Origin of the sequence: Sulfitobacter sp. TCYB15 (genome assembly GCF_040435955.1) — a bacterium.
Classification (GTDB): Bacteria; Pseudomonadota; Alphaproteobacteria; order Rhodobacterales; family Rhodobacteraceae; genus Sulfitobacter; species Sulfitobacter pontiacus.
In genome coordinates this window covers 2,422,003-2,438,925 of the sequence record NZ_CP159193.1, presented here as the reverse complement: position 1 = coordinate 2,438,925, position 16,923 = coordinate 2,422,003, and the positions used below count along the sequence as shown (strand labels likewise).

Here is a 16,923-nt window from a genome sequence, read left to right as displayed (position 1 = left end):
ACGCCCCCATTTTCACGGCAAACTTCCGCCTGCTTGCGTAAAATGACATAACCGGATGTGTTTTGCGGTTCACAATCGCGATTTTGGCCAACAGACTGTTTGCCGATGGCAGGCGCTTTCCGCTATGCACAAGGGAATAATAAACAAGTTTGCTGACGTTGCGGTCGCGCGCTCTATGTCTCACCCAACGGCACGTCGTTCTATGAGTACAGGGAGCACCGCATGGGGCATTTTCAATCAGACAGTTTTGCAAAGTTCTTGCGGGCGTCTACGGCCGCGGCAGCTTTGGTCTGGGGAGGATGCACGGCGGGTTTTGCGGCGACGCTCGACATCACCGGCATCGATAAGGACTCTGATCTATACGAGACGGTGCTCGGCGGATCGCTTCTGCGCGAACAAACAGACGAAGATGCAGACCCCACCACGCAAGAGCTTTTGGCCGCCGCGCAGGCCGATTATGCCCGCCTTCTGGCCGTGCTCTATGACGAAGGGTATTTTGCTGCGGTCATCAAGATTACCATCGACGGTGTAGACGCCTCTGCCATCGCGCCGGTCGCCCCGCCGCGCCAGATCAACCGCGCTGTGATCAATATCGAAACCGGTCGCAAGTTCAGCTTTTCCAAAGCCGAAATCGCCCCTGTCGCCCCCGAAACCGAGCTGCCCGATGAATTCGCCGCAGGTGAAACCGCAAGTCTCGGCGTCATGAAAGAGGCCGTCGCCGCCGGTATCGAAGGCTGGCGCGATCAGGGCCACGCCAAAGCCGAACTGGCCGACCAGCAGCTGACCGCCCGCGTGCCCGATGCCACGCTGGCGGCAACCCTGCGTCTGCGCCCGGGACCGCGCCTGCGTTTCGGAGAGTTGACGGTAAAGGGAAAAAGCGATGTGCGCCTGCGCCGGATCGTCAAAATCGCCGGCCTGCCCACCGGAGAGGTCTATTCACAAGAGCAACTTGATCTGGCCGCCACACGGTTGCGGCGCACGGGCGCTTTCAGCTCTGTCGCGATGATCGAGGCCGAACAGATCACCGCGCCCGATGTTCTGCCGATTACAGCGCAGATCACTGACGCGCCCAAGCGGCGCTTTGGTTTCGGCGGGGAACTGTCGTCGCTTGAAGGGCTCAGCGTCAGCACCTACTGGCTGCACCGTAACCTGCTGGGCGGGGCCGAAAGCTTACGCGTCGAAGGCGAGGTGTCGGGGATCGGCGGCGAGTCCGGCGGCACGGATTATCGCCTTGGCACCCGTTTTGAACGCCCTGCGACCTTTAATGCCGACACGAATTTCTACGCGCTGGCCGAGATCGAACAGCTTGACGAGGTGAACTATTTCTCGCGTCAGCTCGACCTTGAGGCCGGGATCGAACGCATCGCCAGCGAGGAACGGACCTATACGCTTGGCGTCGGTTTGCGTACCGCTGAAACCCGCGACGCTTTTGGCGAGAACAAATATACCTTGCTGACGCTGCCCCTAAGCGCGGAACATGATTACCGCGACAATCGGCTTGATGCGAAAGACGGCTATTATGCCAAGGCCAGCGTGACGCCTTTTGTGGCGCTGTCGGGGTCGGATAACGGCGTGCGCACCTACATCGACGTGCGCGGCTATAAAACCTTTGGCACCACGCGGCCCGTCACCTTTGCCCTGCGGGGACAGCTTGGGTCGGTCTATGGCCCGACACTGGCTGAATCGCCCGCGGACTATCTGTTCTATTCCGGCGGCGGCGGCACCGTGCGCGGGCAACCCTACCAATCGCTTGGCGTTGATCTGGCCAGTGGCGATACAGTAGGCGGTCGCAGCTTTGCTGGCCTGTCCGCAGAGGCGCGTTGGCAGGTACGCGACAAGATCGGCGTCGTGGCCTTTGCCGACGCGGGCTACATCGGTGCCGAGGAATTCTACGACGGGTCAGGCACTTGGCAGTCAGGTGCAGGGCTTGGTCTGCGCTATGCCACGGGCATCGGCCCCATCCGCGTGGACCTCGCGGTGCCTGTGTCAGGCCCCGAAACAGATGAGAATTTTCAAGTTTATATCGGTATTGGACAATCGTTTTGATCCACTTCATGCGCAGCTTTCTGGTTTTCGCCCTGATCTTTGTCGGCTCTGTCGCTTCGGCCCAAGAGGATGACAAAGGCTTCCTGACCCGCACGATCCAAGACGCCCTGAGCGGCGCGGGCCGCACGGTCAGTATTGACGGTTTCGCTGGTGCGCTCAGCTCGCGCGCGCGGTTCGACCGGATGACCATCGCCGACGACCAAGGGGTCTGGCTGACGCTGGAAGAGGTGGAGCTGGACTGGAACCGATCCGCACTGTTGCGCGGTCGGCTGGAGGTGCAGGCCCTGACCGCAAAGCGGCTGAGCGTGCCGCGATTGCCCGTGGCGCAGGAAGAAACGCTCCCCGATCCCGAGGCGAAACCCTTTACCTTCCCGGCGATCCCCGATCTGCCCGTCGCCATCGACGTGGCTGACTTTTCGGTCGAAGAGATCAATCTGGGCGCGCCAATTCTGGGCGAAGCGGCCACACTGACCGTTCAAGCCACGGCGCTGTTGAATGACGATACGGCGACGGTCGATATTCTGGCCGCGCGCACCGATGGCAAGAAGGGCGAGTTCAAAATCACCGCTGATCTGGATCGCAATGACAGCCTGCTGGACATGGCTGTAACCCTTTCCGAGGAAGCCAAGGGCATCATCTCGCGTACGTTGAAACTGCCTAATGAGCCGTCCGTCGATCTGGTGATTGCCGGGCAGGGGCCGCTTTCGGATTTCGCGACGGATATCAACCTGTCGACCGACGGGGAACAACGGCTCGCCGGTCAGGTTATCGTTGCCGCCCAAGGCGATAGCGCCGCGCCCAACCGCCGTATTCAGGCCGATCTGAACGGCGACGTGACTGCGCTGATCCTGTCGCAATACCGCGAATTTTTTGGCCCCGATGTCGCGCTGACCGTGGATGCTTTGGTACAGGCTGAAGGCGGTGTCGAGGTCAGCGATTTTGCCCTCAAGGCGCAATCCGCGGAACTGCAGGGCAAGGTCACACTGAACAGCGACAATTGGCCCAGCCTGATCGACATCACGGGCACTGTCGCCAGTGCCGATGGCACTCGCGTTTTGCTGCCAGTGGCCGGAGGCGATACTTACGTGCGGCGCGTCGGGCTTGATGTGAACTATAACGCGCAAGATGGCGATGCGATTGACGCCACCTTCGACGTGACCGAACTGGCCACAGACGCGCTGGCGATTGACGCGACACAACTGAAGTTGAATGGGACGTTGCAAGGTGCGGCAGGGACCGTCGGCGAATTCATGGGCGATCTGGCATTCTCGGCTGACGGGCTGACGCTGACCAACGCCGCGGTTTCCGAAGCGGTCGGCCGGTCCATCAAGGGGCGTACAACCATCGCCTATACCGAAGGCACACCGGTTCAGATCACGGGGCTTGATCTTTCTGGCGCGGATTATGGTCTGACCGGGGATGTCACGATTAGCGGGCCAGCCGATAGCTTTCTTACCCAGTTGAAAGCCCGCCTTGAAGCCACTGACATCAGCCGCTTTTCCGCTCTTGCCGGACGCGAGATGGACGGGGCCGCGAATGTAGAGATCGCGGGGCAGATCACGCCACTGGACGGGACATTCGACCTGAATATTTCTGGCCTGACGCAGGATTTGAAAGTGGGGATCGAACAGGCGGACGCATTGCTGGCCGGCGACACGACGCTAAGCCTTGGCGCATCGCGTGACGAGACGGGCACCTTCGTGCGTGACCTGCTGCTGGAAAATGACGCATTGACCGCCAGCGGTGGCGTCGAGCTGCGCAGCAATAATTCGCAAGCGCGGTTTGATGCAAAGCTGAACGACATCGCGACCGTGCTGCCGCAATATTCCGGTCCCATCACAATCAAGGCCGAGGCCGAGCAGAACACCCGTGGCTGGACTGTTGATGCCGTGACAGACGGCCCCTACGGTGCCGCGCTGACCGCCAAAGGGCTGGCAACGGGCGAGAATGCGGTGCTCAACTTCACCGCCGATGTGCCCGAACTGCGTGACTTTGTGCCCGACGCGCCGGTCGAGGGCCCTATCGCGTTGGATGGCGTGCTCCGCCAGACGCCGGGCGGGTGGCTGGTCGACACCAAAGCCTCCGCCCCCGAAGATGTGACCGCCTCTGTCCAGGGGCTGCTGACGCCGCTGGATCTGGACTTTAGCGCCTCGATCCCGCGGGTAGAGGCTTTTGCACCTCAGGTGACCGGCGCGGTAGAGGCGTCGGGCAACCTCAAGCAGTTGGAAGAAGGGTTCCAGATCGACGCGAAAGCCAGTGGCCCCTACGCCGCGCAGGTTGCCGTTCAGGGGATGTTAACACCTATGGTCGATATCTCTTTCGACGCATCGGTCCCGAATCTTCAGGCGGTGGTGCCACAGGTGAACGGGCCACTTGCGGCGACAGGGACCGTGCGTCAGACGGAAAAGGGGTTCTTCGTCGATACCAACGCGACAGGCCCATATGGCGCGCGCGCGATGGTGGAAGGCTTGGCCACTGGCCCCGATATGTCGCTGACGTTTGACGTGTCGGTGCCAAATGTACAGCCGCTGGTGCCGGGCGTGTCCGGCCCGCTGGCGGCAAAAGGATCGGTGCGGCAAACGCCCGCCGGCATCGCCGTAGATACAAACGCGACGGGCCCCTATGCCGCCCGGGCGTCTGTGCAGGGCGTTGTCACGGGGGATGCGCCCGCGCTGAATTATGATGTCACGATCCCCAATCTGGGGGCCGTGGTGCCAAAACTGTCCGGCCCGCTGAATGTGACCGGTACCGCACAGCAGGAAAGCGCTGGCTGGCGGGTCAATACGAACGCCACCGGACCAGCGGGCACCCGTGCCACGATCGCGGGGCTTGTGGGCAGCGATGGCAATCTGAACCTTGACGTGAACGGGAACGCGCCATTGGGGCTGTCCGCCCCGTTCATTGCGCCGCGGAGCTTGCAAGGTCAGGCACGGTTCGATTTGACGGTGAACGGCCCGCCGGCACTTGGGTCGGTCAACGGGAGCATTCAAACCTCTAACGCGTCGCTGTCCGCCCCCAACCTTCGGGTGACACTTCAGGACATCGCAGCGGATATCCGGCTGGCCAATAATCGCGCGCAAATCGACCTATCTGCGCGCAGCGCGGACGGGGGGCAGATCAAGGCGGGCGGGGCGGTGACCCTGACCGGATCACTGCCCGCCGATATCCAGATCGGATTGAACAACCTCGTGCTGATCGATCCATCGCTGTATCGCACGTCGCTTGATGGCACCCTGCGTCTTGCGGGACCGCTTTCGGGGGGGGCGAATATCAGCGGTCAGATCGACGTGGGCGAGACCGAGGTAAGCGTGCCGTCAACCGGTATGACCAGCATCGGTGATATTCCACAGATCGATTTCATCGGCGCGCCAGCAGATGTTGTAGCGACCCGTCGCAAGGCCGGTTTGACCGGTGCCGACGCGGGCACGGATCCCGCGGCAAGTGGCGACAGCGGGCCGGGGTTTGGCCTGAATGTTCGCATCAATGCGCCACGGCGGATTTTCGTGCGCGGCCGTGGTCTGGATGCGGAACTGGGCGGTAGCCTTTTGCTGACGGGATCGACCAATCGCATCATCTCTGCCGGTCGCTTCGACCTGATCCGTGGTCGTCTGGATATTCTTGGCAAACGGTTCGAGCTGGACGAAGGGGCCGTGCGCTTCCAAGGCGATCTGGTGCCCTACCTGAGGTTTGTAACCTCGACGACCACCAACACAGGCGAGGTTCGTATCGTGATAGAAGGCAAAGCCACATCGCCCGAGGTTTCCTTTGAATCGACCCCCGATGCACCGCAGGACGAGGTGCTGGCGCAGCTTCTGTTTGGGCGAAACATCTCTGAAATCTCGGCGTTTCAGGCGCTGCAACTCGCCAGCGCGGTGGCGACACTTGCAGGACGCGGTGGTGCGGGGGTGATCTCTAATCTGCGCACGGGGTTCGGGCTGGACGATCTGGATGTGACCACCACCGACAGCGGTGCCACGGCTGTCCGCGCGGGTAAGTACATTTCCGAGAATGTCTACACCGATGTGACCGCCGCCTCTGACGGGACAGCGGATGTGTCTATCAACCTTGATCTGACCAAGAACCTGACGGCGAAGGGGACGGTAGGGTCCGATGGGAACACCGGGATCGGTATCTTCTTTGAGAAGGACTATTGATCCGCCATTAAGCGCTTTGTTCTGCGGTTCAGCTAGGATGGGGGCCAGCCCCCGTCCCGGCGATGCCGGGACACCCCCGGGATTTTGACCATCTGGAAAGGCTTACGGGCTATTCCGTTAGCGGTGTAAAACGGCCATAGCGGCCTTGGTCATACATCAGGCCCGCAACGCTGTCATCTGGGTCATAAGCGGCGTGCGTGACCTGCCCGAGGACAATGGAATGGTCACCCGCCGGATGCACGCCGTAGGTGTCACAGTGGAAGCTGGCGAGGCAGCCTGCCAGTGTCGGCGCGCCATTGGGGCCAATCGTCCAGTCGAATTGGTCAAACGCGTCGCCAGAGACAGCAAAGGCATCTGCCAGTGCCCGCTGACCGCTACCCAGAATATGCACAGCGAACTGCGCCGCGTTGGTAAATGCGTCATGACGTTTGGAACTGAGCGCAGGGGACCACTGCACCAAGGGCGGGTCCAGCGAAACCGAGGAAAAGGAGTTCGCAGTCATCCCCAATGGGCCATTCGCGGTCTGCACCGTCACAATCGTGACCCCTGTGCCAAAACGGCCAAAGGCGCGGCGAAGCTCGACTGTGGCATCGGGCAGGGGAATGAAGTGGTGCAAAGGATCAGCCATGCCGCAGCGGTGCCACGGGGAGCCGGATTTGTCCAGACAGCAAACCCCGGCCCGTTGCGGCACGCCCTCTGCGGGTGGCGATGGTGGTCGCTAAATAATGCTGTGTGGAACCGAATAGCGCCTGCCGTGTTGTTCCCCCACTGAGAGGCATGACCGCGAAATTTCGGACTGCCTGTCGGAGAAGGGGTGTTGGGATATGAGGTTCCAGCTACCGCCAACAGGCACCCGAATGCCGACGCTCACGACTGTTATTGGCGGGTTTCCCGCCGGAAGGATTAACTATGACACTGAATCGTTTTGCCCCCATCAAGCTGACTGTCGCAGCCCTTGTCACCGGTGCTGCTTTGTCCACGCCTGCACTGGCCGACGACGGCGAGACTGTGGACCACACCGAGGTCGGCTCGCTGAGCTGTGACGTTGGTGATGGCACGGGCTTTATCTTCGGGTCTACCCGTGAACTGACCTGCACCTTCAATCCTGTGCAAGAGGGTCTGGCTGACGAGACATACATCGGCGACATCAAACGCTACGGTATTGATATCGGTAAGACCCAGAATGGTCAGATGTCCTGGTTGGTGCTGGCACCAACTGAATCTGAATATTACGAAGGCGGGTTGAACGGCGACTATCAGGGTGTTTCTGCTGAAGCCACTGTTGGTGTTGGCCTAGGTGCCAATGTCATGGTCGGCGGTTCGGAAGACACGCTGGCGCTGCAACCGGTGAGCGTCAACACGCAGAACGGCGTAAACTTTGCCATTGGCGTGGGTGAAATTACACTGCAACGCGTCGAAGGCTAATTCAGGCCAATAGATCGATATGCAAAAGGGGCACCATTTGGTGCCCCTTTCGCGTTATGTGGTCAGCGGTTCATCCGGTTCGCGATCAGATCGTCGACAACCTCGGGCTCTGCCAGGGTAGATGTATCACCAAGCGTGCCATAGTCGTTCTCTGCGATCTTGCGCAGGATGCGGCGCATGATCTTGCCTGAACGGGTTTTGGGCAAGCCGGGGGCCCATTGGATCATATCGGGCGAAGCGATCGGGCCAATCTCCGAGCGGACCCAGTTGCGTAGCTCGGCCCGCAGGTCCTCGCTCGGGCTTTCGCCGCTCATCAAAGAGACATAGCAATAGATACCCTGTCCCTTGATATCATGGGGGAACCCGACGACCGCGGCCTCTGCCACCTTAGGGTGCGCGACCAAAGCGCTTTCGACTTCGGCCGTGCCCATCCGGTGACCGGAGACGTTGATCACGTCATCCACGCGGCCCGTAATCCAGTAATCGCCATCCGCGTCCCGGCGGCACCCGTCCCCGGTGAAGTAGTAGCCCTTGTAGTCGCTGAAATAGGTCTGCTCGAACCGCTCGTGATCGCCCCAGACCGTGCGCATCTGGCCTGGCCAGCTGTCAGCGATACACAGAACCCCCTCGACGTCATTGCCCTCGATCTCGGCACCGGTGGTGGGTTCAAGTACGACCGGTTTGATCCCAAAGAAGGGCTTCATCGCGGCGCCGGGTTTGGTGGCGTGGGCACCGGGTAGCGGCGTCATCAGGTGACCGCCGGTTTCCGTCTGCCACCATGTGTCCACGATGGGGCAGTTCCCTTTGCCCACAACGTCATTGTACCAATTCCAGGCTTCGGGGTTGATCGGCTCGCCCACGGTGCCAAGCAGTTTCAGGCTGCTCAGATCGCAACCGTCAACAAAGGCGCGCCCTTTGCCCATCAGCGCGCGAATGGCGGTCGGGGCGGTGTAGAACTGATTTACCTTGTGTTTTTCACATATCTGCCAAAAGCGGCTGGCGTCGGGGTAGGTGGGCACGCCTTCGAACATGAGCGTTGTCGCCCCGTTGGCAAGAGGACCGTAGACGATATAGCTGTGGCCCGTCACCCAGCCCACATCGGCCGTGCACCAATAGACATCGCCATCGTGGTAATCAAACGTGACCTCGTGGGTCAGCGCGGCATAGACCAGATAGCCACCCGACGTATGCACGACCCCTTTGGGCTGACCGGTCGAGCCAGAGGTATAGAGGATGAACAGCGGATCCTCGGCGTTCATCACTTCCGGCGCGCAAGTGTCAGAAGCCTCTTTTTCAAGCGCGGTATAATCCACGTCGCGCGCATCATTCCATGCCACATCACCGCCAGTGCGCCGCACCACCAGACATTTGACCGATGGATCGCAGCCTGCCAAAGCCTTGTCCGCATTGGCCTTCAACGGTGTCGCCTTGCCCCCGCGGGGCGCATAATCTGCGGTGATCACAACCTTGGCGTCCGACCCCTGTACCCGTGCCGCCAGCGCATCCGGAGAGAACCCGGCGAAGACGATCGAATGGATCGCACCGATGCGTGCGCAGGCCAGCATGGCATAGGCGGCTTCGGGGATCATCGGCATGTAGATGATAACCCGGTCGCCTTTGCCGACGCCGATATCGCGCAGGATATTGGCCATTTTACAAGTCTTGGCATGCAGGGCGCGATAGCTGATGTGCTGCGCGTCTTCGTCCGGGCTGTCCGGCTCCCAGATGATCGCGGTCTGGTCGCCGCGCGTCTCAAGATGACGGTCGATGCAATTGGCGCTGACGTTCAGCGCACCGTCGGCAAACCAGTTGATCTTGACCTGACCGAAAGTGAAATCGACGTCCTTGACCTTGGTAAACGGCTTCATCCAGTCGATGCGCTGCGCCTGCTCCAGCCAGAACCCTTCGGGGTCCGCGATAGAGGCATGATACATCGCGTCGTATTTCGCGGCGTTCACATGGGCATTGGCCGCCATGTCGTCGGATGGCGGATAGGTCTGTGTGGCGACGTTGGACATGGTTCCTCCCTCAGAACTCTGTTCGTTTTCTGCCGCTCGGACGCATGGGCGTGGCGGCTCTCCCTTGGCAGATCATAACGGGAAGTGAAAAGAAGGAAATAAGCATATGGAAACACGCGGTTTGTCTGTAAATATTTTTCCGTCTGCTGCGCGGACTAGTAAATTTCACTGACAACCCTGCCAAAACCCTAGGAAACAGCACCGATTGCCTGTTAACGGGGCTGATCGCGCGCGGGGCATGGTTCCAAATGGTGAAAAATCCTCGCCGAAGGCTCCCACAGGGGCAATCAAGAGATATGTTCAGGGGTTGGCAGCAAGTTGCCCTAAGGATAGTATTTCGCCCAAGCGGGCCCCAAACAGCCCGCATAAGGGAGATATCAATGAACAATCTACTGAACGGCGCAGCTGTCTGCGCTTTGACTTTCGCTTTTGCCTCGCAAGCGGCCGCAACGGAATGGAACGCCTCTGTCTGGGGTAAACGTCGTGCCTTCACAGAGCATGTCGAAAAGATTGCCGAGCTTGTGTCCGAAAAGACCAATGGCGAATTCACCATCAATGTCAGCTATGGCGGTCTTTCCAAGAACTCTGACAACCTCGATGGTATTTCCATCGGTGCCTTCGAGATGGCGCAATTCTGTGCTGGTTACCACGCCGACAAGAACCGCGCGATCACCGTGCTAGAACTGCCCTTCCTCGGGGTTCAGAACCTTGAAGAAGAAGTCGCCGTATCCCGCGCTGTGTATGCACACCCCGCCGTGGCCAAAGAGATGGCACAGTGGAACGCCAAGATGCTGATGACCTCGCCAATGCCGCAGTACAATCTTGTTGGCACGGGCGAGCCTCGTGATACGCTGGAATCCTTTGACGGCATGCGCGTGCGTGCGACAGGTGGTCTGGGCAAAGCCTTCGAAACCGTGGGCGCTGTGCCGACCTCCGTGACCTCCTCCGAGGCATATAACGCAATGGAATCCGGTGTTGTGGATACCGTGGCTTTCGCGCAGCACGCACACTTGAGCTTTGGTACGATCAACAAGGCCGATTGGTGGACCGCGAACCTCAACCCCGGCACGGTGAACTGCCCTGTTGTGGTGAACATCGATGCCTATGAGGCCCTGTCGGACGCGGAAAAAGAAGCGCTGGACGGTTCTGTCGACGAGGCGCTGGATCACTATCTGGCGAACTATGGCGAGCTGCTGAACCGCTGGGACGCCGTGCTGGAAGAAAAAGGCGTTGAAAAAGTGATGTTCACGCCCGAAGTTCTGGCCGAGTTCAAATCCAAGGCAGCTGACCCCGCGCGTGAAGCCTGGATCAAGGATATGGAAGCCCAAGGCATCCCTGGCCAAGAGCTTTATGACCTGGTCGTCAAAACGCTTGAAGAAAAACGCGCGTCCAACTAATTGGCGCGGGGAGGGGGCTTGCCGATGCAGGCCCCCTTTGTTTGTACGATCTCCCTCCCACTCATTTGAAAGGAAAGCATCATGGCCGGTTCCTCCGCCGTGCTCGAAGACGGCAGTCTGCTTAGCCGTATCGACAAAGGGCTTTTACGCCTTGAAACCGTGTTTGCTCTGGTCTCTGGTATTGCCGTTTTCATGCTGATGGTGCTTGCCGTCTGGTCCGTTGGCGGCCGCAAGTTCTTTGGCACGCCGCTGGCAGGGTATGTGGACTGGATTGAATTCGCCATGCCGCTGATCGCGATCATGGGGATTTCCTATACCCAGCGGAACGGCGGCCATGTGCGCATGGACATCCTGATCGGCCAGCTCAAAGGCCGCGCGCTATGGGCCGCCGAGACATTCTCGGTCGTGCTGATCTTTATCCTTATGCTGGCGCTGATCTGGGGCTCTTGGGCGCATTTCCAGCGCAGCTTTGACTTCGCCGCCCCGATGTGGAGCCGTGACAGCTCCATCGATATCGGTCTGCCGATCTGGCCTGCGAAACTGATCGTGCCAATGGCCTTTACGGTGCTGGCTCTGCGGTTGCTGCTGCAGATCTGGGGCTATGGGCGGGCCTTCGTATTGGGGTTGGAAAACCCCGTTGCTGTACCCTTGGTACAATCCGCGGCCGAACAGGCGATGGCGGAAGCTGAACATCTAGACGGGCGGGACTGATTATGGATCCTATTGAAATTGGCCTATGGGTCTCGGGCGGGCTGCTGCTTATGGTGGTGCTCGGTATGCGCGTGGCTTTCGCCGCGGCAATGGCGGGTCTGGTCGGCCTGATCTGGATCTTTTGGTCCAAGAAAGGCATGCAGTGGTCCGAACTGGACTGGGCGCTGACGGTCGCGATCAAGACCGCGGGGCAGGTGCCACACTCCAAAGTGTCGAGCCAGACGCTAAGCTTGATTCCCACCTTCATTCTGATCGGCTTTCTTGCCTATTACGCCGGTCTGACCCGCGCCTTGTTCGAGGCCGCAAAACGCTGGATTGCGTGGCTGCCCGGTGGTCTTGCTGTGTCGACCGTCTTTGCAACCGCGGGCTTTGCAGCGGTTTCCGGTGCTTCGGTCGCGACGGCAGCGGTTTTTGCCCGTATCGCCATCCCCGAGATGCTGGCGATTGGGTACAACAAGAAATTCGCGGCGGGCGTCGTGGCGGCCGGGGGCACTTTGGCCTCGTTGATCCCGCCGTCAGCGATTCTTGTCATCTATGCGATCATCGTTGAACAAGACGTGGGCAAGCTGCTTCTGGCGGGCTTTATCCCCGGTGCGTTTTCGGCCATCGTCTATGCCGTCCTGATCGTGGGCATTGCGACCATCTGGAAAAGCGTCGGCCCCCCTGTAAGCGGCTTTACCTGGAAGCAACGGTTCGCGTCTCTCCCTGCCGCCATGCCGATCTTTGCGGTTGTGATCATCATTATTTTCTTTGTTTACAATCCCTTCGGCGACGCATGGGGCACCCCGACCGAGGGCGGGGCCGTGGGCGCGTTTATCGTGTTCCTGATGGCGCTTTATCGCGGCATGCGGTGGGCCGAGCTCAAGGACGCGCTGCTTGAAACCGCGAAGCTGACGGTGATGATCTTTACCATCATTTGGGGCGTGCTGATTTATGTTCGGTTCCTGGGCTTTGCCGATCTGCCGGGCGCGTTCGCCGACTGGATTTCGGGGCTTGAGGCCTCGCCGATCCTGATCCTCGTGTGCATCCTGCTGGCCTATGCGGTGCTGGGGATGTTCATGGATGCGATTGGCATGCTGCTTCTGACACTTCCGGTCGTCTATCCTGCCGTCATGGCGCTGAACGGGGGCGAGTTCGTCTCTGCCGCGGATAGCGCCTTTGGCATGTCGGGGCCGATGTGTGCGATCTGGTTCGGTATCTTGGTGGTGAAGATGGCAGAGTTCTGTCTGATCACGCCTCCCATTGGCCTCAACTGCTTTGTGGTTGCAGGGGTACGCCCTGACCTGAGCGTTCAGGACGTGTTCAAGGGCGTGACACCGTTCTTTATCGCGGATGCCGTTACAATCGCGCTGTTGGTGGCCTTCCCGTCCATCGTGTTGTGGCTGCCATCACTCGCTGGCTGACATGACTTCCTGATCCTTCATATCATCGGGTTTAACCTGCTCTGCGGACAGGAAATTCCCGATGGTATGAAGCGGTTCAAAGTTCTCGCAAACGACTTTGAACACCACAAGAAAGGGCACCGCGACCAATGCGCCGGGGATGCCCCATAGCCAGCCCCAAAACACGACCGTTAGAAATACCGCAACGGTATTCATTTCTAACCGGCGCCCGACCAGCCACGGGGTGATAATCTGCCCCTCTAAAAGAGTCAGCGTCAGGTAACCGATCGGGGCCAGCATCGCATAACCGATGGTATCAAACGTCACGAGAGAGAATCCCGCGACCAAGAGCACCCCCGCAAACCCGCCGATATAGGGCAGGAAGTTCAGCATGAACGCCGCGATCCCCCAGATATAGGCCGACGGCAAGCCCAGCACTGTCAGATAGGTCCCGACTAATATGCCGAGCACGGCATTGATCGTGGCAATCGTCAGCAGGTAGCGCGACACCCGCTTCTCCACGTCATAGACCGTATGCAGCGCACGTTTCTTTTCCGTTAACGTCGGCATGGATTGCACAAGTTTTAAGTAGAACAGCTCGCCGGAGCCAAGTAGGAACAGCGCCAGAATCAGGATCACCGCCAGCGACGCCCCTGTTTTGCTCACCGTATCCATCGCGGTATCGAGCAATCCAGGTTGGCGCACGACGACCTCTTGCGGTTTGCCGCCGGTTTCGGTGCCCAGTTTCTCTACCTCTTCCGAGGCAGATCGCATCGTTTCGACCGCATTGCTCACGCCGCTCAGCTTTATCTGGATCTCGCGGCCCATTTCCGGGATCTCGTCGCTCCAGATCGCCACGGTGCCGGCGGACAGTAAAACCACGGCAGCAATCACCAAGCTCGTCGCGGTCACCAGCAAAAAGGCCGACACAGGATGCGGCACGCCGATGCGATAAAGCGCACGGCCCACGGGCGACAGGGTCAGGGCAAGCAAAAAGCCCAGAACAATGGGCAATATCAAGTCCTTGGCGAAATACGCGGTGACGAAAAAGGAAATCAGGACCAGCAACTGAAGCGAGCGCCGGATTGAGGGCAGATGTTCCAAATATGGCTCCAGCAGCTGAAGGATTTAAACCTCAACGCCGTAGCGCGTGGAAAAGTTCACGGGTGTGTGAGCTTATATTCGGGCAGTATCCAAACGCCCCTCGAGGGTTGCGCGGAACTGTGATGAGACTAGGAGGGTCGGGTATAAATTATGAGCGGAACGATGAGCATATCCATTCACCCAATGTTAAGTGTTGCGCCCTATGCAGTGGGGCAAATGAAGTGCCTAAGTGCCCGGGGCGCTTGCTGATGGGGCGGTCAGCGGTCCTGGCGCTTGGTCTCGGCAGCCTTGTGGGTGTGTTATTTGTCGGGTCGCTGTTGATTGGCCCGTCCAGCGCTTCCGTGGGCGACAGTTTGAACGCGTTGGTCACCGGGCAGGGCGGCTCGCTGGCCACCGTCATGCGCGAGATACGGCTCCCGCGTGCGCTATTGGGCGTGATGATCGGCGGTGCCTTGGGGCTTTCCGGGGCTGCGATGCAGGGCTATCTGCGCAACCCCTTGGCGGATCCGGGGTTGATCGGGGTCTCGGGCTCTGCAGCGTTGGGGGCTGTGCTGGCGATACAGACCGGACTGGCCGCGCTTGCAGCGCTCGCGCTTCCCGCAATGGCGCTTGGCGGTGCGCTGCTGGGGGTGTTGTTGGTGCTGCTGTTGGCAGGCCCTCGGGGCACGTCACTGGCGCTGATCCTCGCTGGTATCGCAATATCGGCCTTTGCTGCGGCATTGACCTCGCTGGTGCTGAACCTGTCGCCGAACCCCTATGCGGCGAATGAGATCGTATTCTGGATGATGGGCTCCCTGGCGGACCGGTCCATGACCCATGTCTGGATCGCGATGCCCTTTCTGCTTGGGGGCGGTGTCCTGTTGGCGACCCTCGGGCGCGGGCTTGACGCGCTGACCTTGGGCGAAGACGCGGCAGAGGCGATGGGGATCAACCTATTCCGGCTTCGCCTCACGGTCATTATCGGTACGGCGGCGGTCGTTGGTGCCTCTACCGCCGTGGCGGGGGCGATCGGGTTTGTGGGGCTGGTCATACCGCACCTGCTACGTGGCTTTGTTGGCGCGCGACCGGGGGCGCTGCTATGGGCCGCGACACTTGGCGGCGCGGCGATGATCCTCGCATCGGATATCCTTGTGCGCCTTGTGGTGCCCGACCGTGATCTCAAGCTTGGGGTTGTGACGGCATTGGTGGGCGCGCCGCTGTTTCTCCACCTGATCTATCGCACGCGGAGGGAAGGGTTATGACCCTGCTATCACTGCAAAACCTCTCTGTTCATCGGGGGCGGAAAACCGTTTTATCCGACATCAACCTTACCATACGTGAAGGCGAGGTCGTAGGCCTGGTCGGGCCGAATGGTGCCGGCAAGACCACCTTGATGCGCGCGGCACTGGGACTGATCCCCGCTGAGGGCCAAAGTTCAATCGCCGCACTTGCCCCGCGCATGCGCGGGCGCGCCGCCGCGTGGATGCCCCAATCGCGCGAGATTGCATGGCCGGTCACGGTTGAAACGATCATCCGACTGGGCCGCACACCCCATCTACGGGGCGGGGAGAAAATACAGGCAGAAGATCAGGCTGCCGTAGATCGTGCCATTGCGCAGATGGGTTTGGACACCTTCCGCAATCGTCCCGCCACGCAGCTATCGGGTGGGGAGCAGGCGCGCGTGCTGATCGCCCGTAGCCTCGCGCAAGAGGCACCCTTGCTGATCGCAGACGAGCCCACCGCCGGGCTAGACCCCGCCCATCAAATCGCCGCGATGGAAAGCTTTTCCAAAGCAGCGGGCCAAGGGCGTGGGGTGCTCGTCTCGCTTCATGATCTGGGATTGGCAGCGCGGCATTGCACAAGGTTGATCGTGTTGCACAACGGCGCAGTTGTCGCAGACGACGTGCCACAGGTGGCGCTGACGACAGAGATTGTCAAAGCCGTCTTTGGCATTACTGCGTTCAGTGAAGTCACCGAAAAAGGGTTTGTTTTCCAACCGCTTGAGGTCGTTTCTTAACTGCTGCTGTCCCGAGAAACACCGGGGATGTCCACTGCGATGACACCCAATGATCGCGCGGTGGCCAGTGCAAGAACGGGGCTATCGGGCCCGCCAGTGCTGATCTGATACGCCCGCATTGCCCGCCGTGTCGCGTCGTCGAGCTCAGAATTAATGGCCCCGCCATAGAACCCTCGCGCCTCTAACGCGCGTTGCAGCGTTGCGATCACGTCGGGCGTAAGCGCGCTGGTGCAGGGGGTCTCGAACCAATTGTCCACACGGGGGGAGACGATCTTTTGCCGTGTTTCCGTGCGGTAGATCGGCAGCGACTGGATCTCGCCGGTAGAGCTGATCTGCGCCGGCTGCACCTGTACCTGCTCCGTCACCGTTTCGATCACTGCAGGTGATACGGTCCGCCCCCAACAGCTGCCCGGTGCAGCCCCTGCCGGGCCCTTGGTTGTCGCCTCGCGAACGCCAGGCTCGGGTGACTCTGCGTCTTGGGAGGCGGCATTACACGCTCCGAGCGAGACGAGAACCGTAAATGCGCAGGCAAATTGAACTAAATGTGATCGGGAGAAATACTGCACAGCCGGGCCTTGCGGGTCAAAGGGTCCGTCGCAGGCTAGCGGCTTTTCGCAGCAATGCCTAGATCATAGGCCCATAGGGATGTGAATAATGCCATCCCCTTGCCTGAGCCGTGAAAAGGGGCTG

12 protein-coding genes are annotated in these 16,923 nt (G+C 60.1%); 8 read left to right on the top strand and 4 right to left on the bottom strand.

Annotated features, from left to right (window positions below; translation table 11 throughout):
- Positions 1–222: 222 nt before the first annotated feature.
- Complete coding sequence (locus ABM428_RS11625) at positions 223–2,046, top strand: autotransporter assembly complex family protein (RefSeq protein ID WP_168593271.1); 1,824 nt, start codon at positions 223–225, stop codon at positions 2,044–2,046.
- Entirely contained in the window at positions 2,043–6,200 is a 4,158-nt protein-coding gene (locus tag ABM428_RS11620; protein WP_240790821.1) for a translocation/assembly module TamB domain-containing protein, read from the top strand. The genes ABM428_RS11625 and ABM428_RS11620 overlap by 4 nt, the downstream gene beginning before the upstream one ends.
- 109 nt (positions 6,201–6,309) lie before the next feature.
- Here ABM428_RS11620 and ABM428_RS11615 read toward each other — a convergent pair whose 3' ends face one another.
- A complete protein-coding gene (locus tag ABM428_RS11615; RefSeq protein WP_051577585.1) occupies positions 6,310–6,828 on the bottom strand; it encodes a flavin reductase family protein in 519 nt (172 codons plus the stop codon).
- Positions 6,829–7,109: 281 nt separating this feature from the next.
- Here ABM428_RS11615 and ABM428_RS11610 point away from each other — a divergent pair, with 281 nt between their 5' ends.
- Positions 7,110–7,625 carry a DUF992 domain-containing protein gene (locus ABM428_RS11610; RefSeq protein WP_037944573.1) on the top strand — a complete coding sequence of 172 codons (516 nt, stop codon included), beginning with the start codon at positions 7,110–7,112 and terminating at the stop codon, positions 7,623–7,625.
- A 62-nt stretch (positions 7,626–7,687) separates the two neighbouring features.
- Here the strand turns inward: ABM428_RS11610 and acs are convergent, their stop codons facing one another.
- Complete coding sequence (gene acs / locus ABM428_RS11605; RefSeq protein ID WP_132997357.1) at positions 7,688–9,643, bottom strand: acetate--CoA ligase; 1,956 nt, start codon at positions 9,641–9,643, stop codon at positions 7,688–7,690.
- 380 nt (positions 9,644–10,023) lie between these two features.
- Between acs and dctP the strand changes: the two genes are divergently transcribed.
- The 3 genes from dctP (at position 10,024) to ABM428_RS11590 (ending at position 13,154) form a co-directional block, all read left to right on the top strand.
- On the top strand, positions 10,024–11,040 hold the full coding sequence (gene dctP, locus ABM428_RS11600) for a TRAP transporter substrate-binding protein DctP (protein WP_005854249.1): 1,017 nt from the start codon (positions 10,024–10,026) through the stop codon (positions 11,038–11,040).
- 81 nt (positions 11,041–11,121) lie between these two features.
- The gene (locus tag ABM428_RS11595) at positions 11,122–11,751 is read left to right on the top strand and encodes a TRAP transporter small permease subunit (RefSeq protein ID WP_005854247.1); all 630 of its coding nucleotides are present in this window, start codon (positions 11,122–11,124) and stop codon (positions 11,749–11,751) included.
- Between the two features lie 2 nt (positions 11,752–11,753).
- Complete coding sequence (locus ABM428_RS11590; protein ID WP_005854245.1) at positions 11,754–13,154, top strand: TRAP transporter large permease; 1,401 nt, start codon at positions 11,754–11,756, stop codon at positions 13,152–13,154.
- On the opposite strand, the gene ABM428_RS11585 is transcribed toward ABM428_RS11590, so the two are convergent.
- Positions 13,140–14,237: an AI-2E family transporter gene (locus tag ABM428_RS11585; RefSeq protein ID WP_132997356.1), complete on the bottom strand. Its 1,098-nt coding sequence runs from the start codon at positions 14,235–14,237 to the stop codon at positions 13,140–13,142. The two genes, ABM428_RS11590 and ABM428_RS11585, sit on opposite strands and share 15 nt — an antisense overlap.
- Before the next feature lie 248 nt (positions 14,238–14,485).
- Between ABM428_RS11585 and ABM428_RS11580 the strand changes: the two genes are divergently transcribed.
- Positions 14,486–15,478, top strand: coding sequence for an iron ABC transporter permease (locus ABM428_RS11580; protein ID WP_132997355.1), 993 nt, complete (start codon positions 14,486–14,488; stop codon positions 15,476–15,478).
- Positions 15,475–16,233 (top strand): ABC transporter ATP-binding protein, encoded by a 759-nt coding sequence (locus ABM428_RS11575; RefSeq protein ID WP_132997354.1) that lies wholly within the window; start codon positions 15,475–15,477, stop codon positions 16,231–16,233. Before ABM428_RS11580 ends, ABM428_RS11575 begins: the two co-directional genes overlap by 4 nt.
- On the opposite strand, the gene ABM428_RS11570 is transcribed toward ABM428_RS11575, so the two are convergent.
- The gene (locus ABM428_RS11570) at positions 16,230–16,598 is read right to left on the bottom strand and encodes a peptidoglycan-binding domain-containing protein (RefSeq protein WP_240790820.1); all 369 of its coding nucleotides are present in this window, start codon (positions 16,596–16,598) and stop codon (positions 16,230–16,232) included. The two genes, ABM428_RS11575 and ABM428_RS11570, sit on opposite strands and share 4 nt — an antisense overlap.
- Positions 16,599–16,923 lie beyond the last annotated feature (325 nt).

Coding starts and splice junctions, on each gene's coding strand:
- ABM428_RS11625 (WP_168593271.1), top strand. CDS start 223: ATGGGGCATTTTCAATCAGACAGTTTTGCAAAGTTCTTGCGGGCGTCT.
- ABM428_RS11615 (WP_051577585.1), bottom strand. CDS start 6,828: ATGGCTGATCCTTTGCACCACTTCATTCCCCTGCCCGATGCCACAGTC.
- ABM428_RS11610 (WP_037944573.1), top strand. CDS start 7,110: ATGACACTGAATCGTTTTGCCCCCATCAAGCTGACTGTCGCAGCCCTT.
- acs (WP_132997357.1), bottom strand. CDS start 9,643: ATGTCCAACGTCGCCACACAGACCTATCCGCCATCCGACGACATGGCG.
- dctP (WP_005854249.1), top strand. CDS start 10,024: ATGAACAATCTACTGAACGGCGCAGCTGTCTGCGCTTTGACTTTCGCT.
- ABM428_RS11595 (WP_005854247.1), top strand. CDS start 11,122: ATGGCCGGTTCCTCCGCCGTGCTCGAAGACGGCAGTCTGCTTAGCCGT.
- ABM428_RS11590 (WP_005854245.1), top strand. CDS start 11,754: ATGGATCCTATTGAAATTGGCCTATGGGTCTCGGGCGGGCTGCTGCTT.
- ABM428_RS11580 (WP_132997355.1), top strand. CDS start 14,486: ATGGGGCGGTCAGCGGTCCTGGCGCTTGGTCTCGGCAGCCTTGTGGGT.
- ABM428_RS11575 (WP_132997354.1), top strand. CDS start 15,475: ATGACCCTGCTATCACTGCAAAACCTCTCTGTTCATCGGGGGCGGAAA.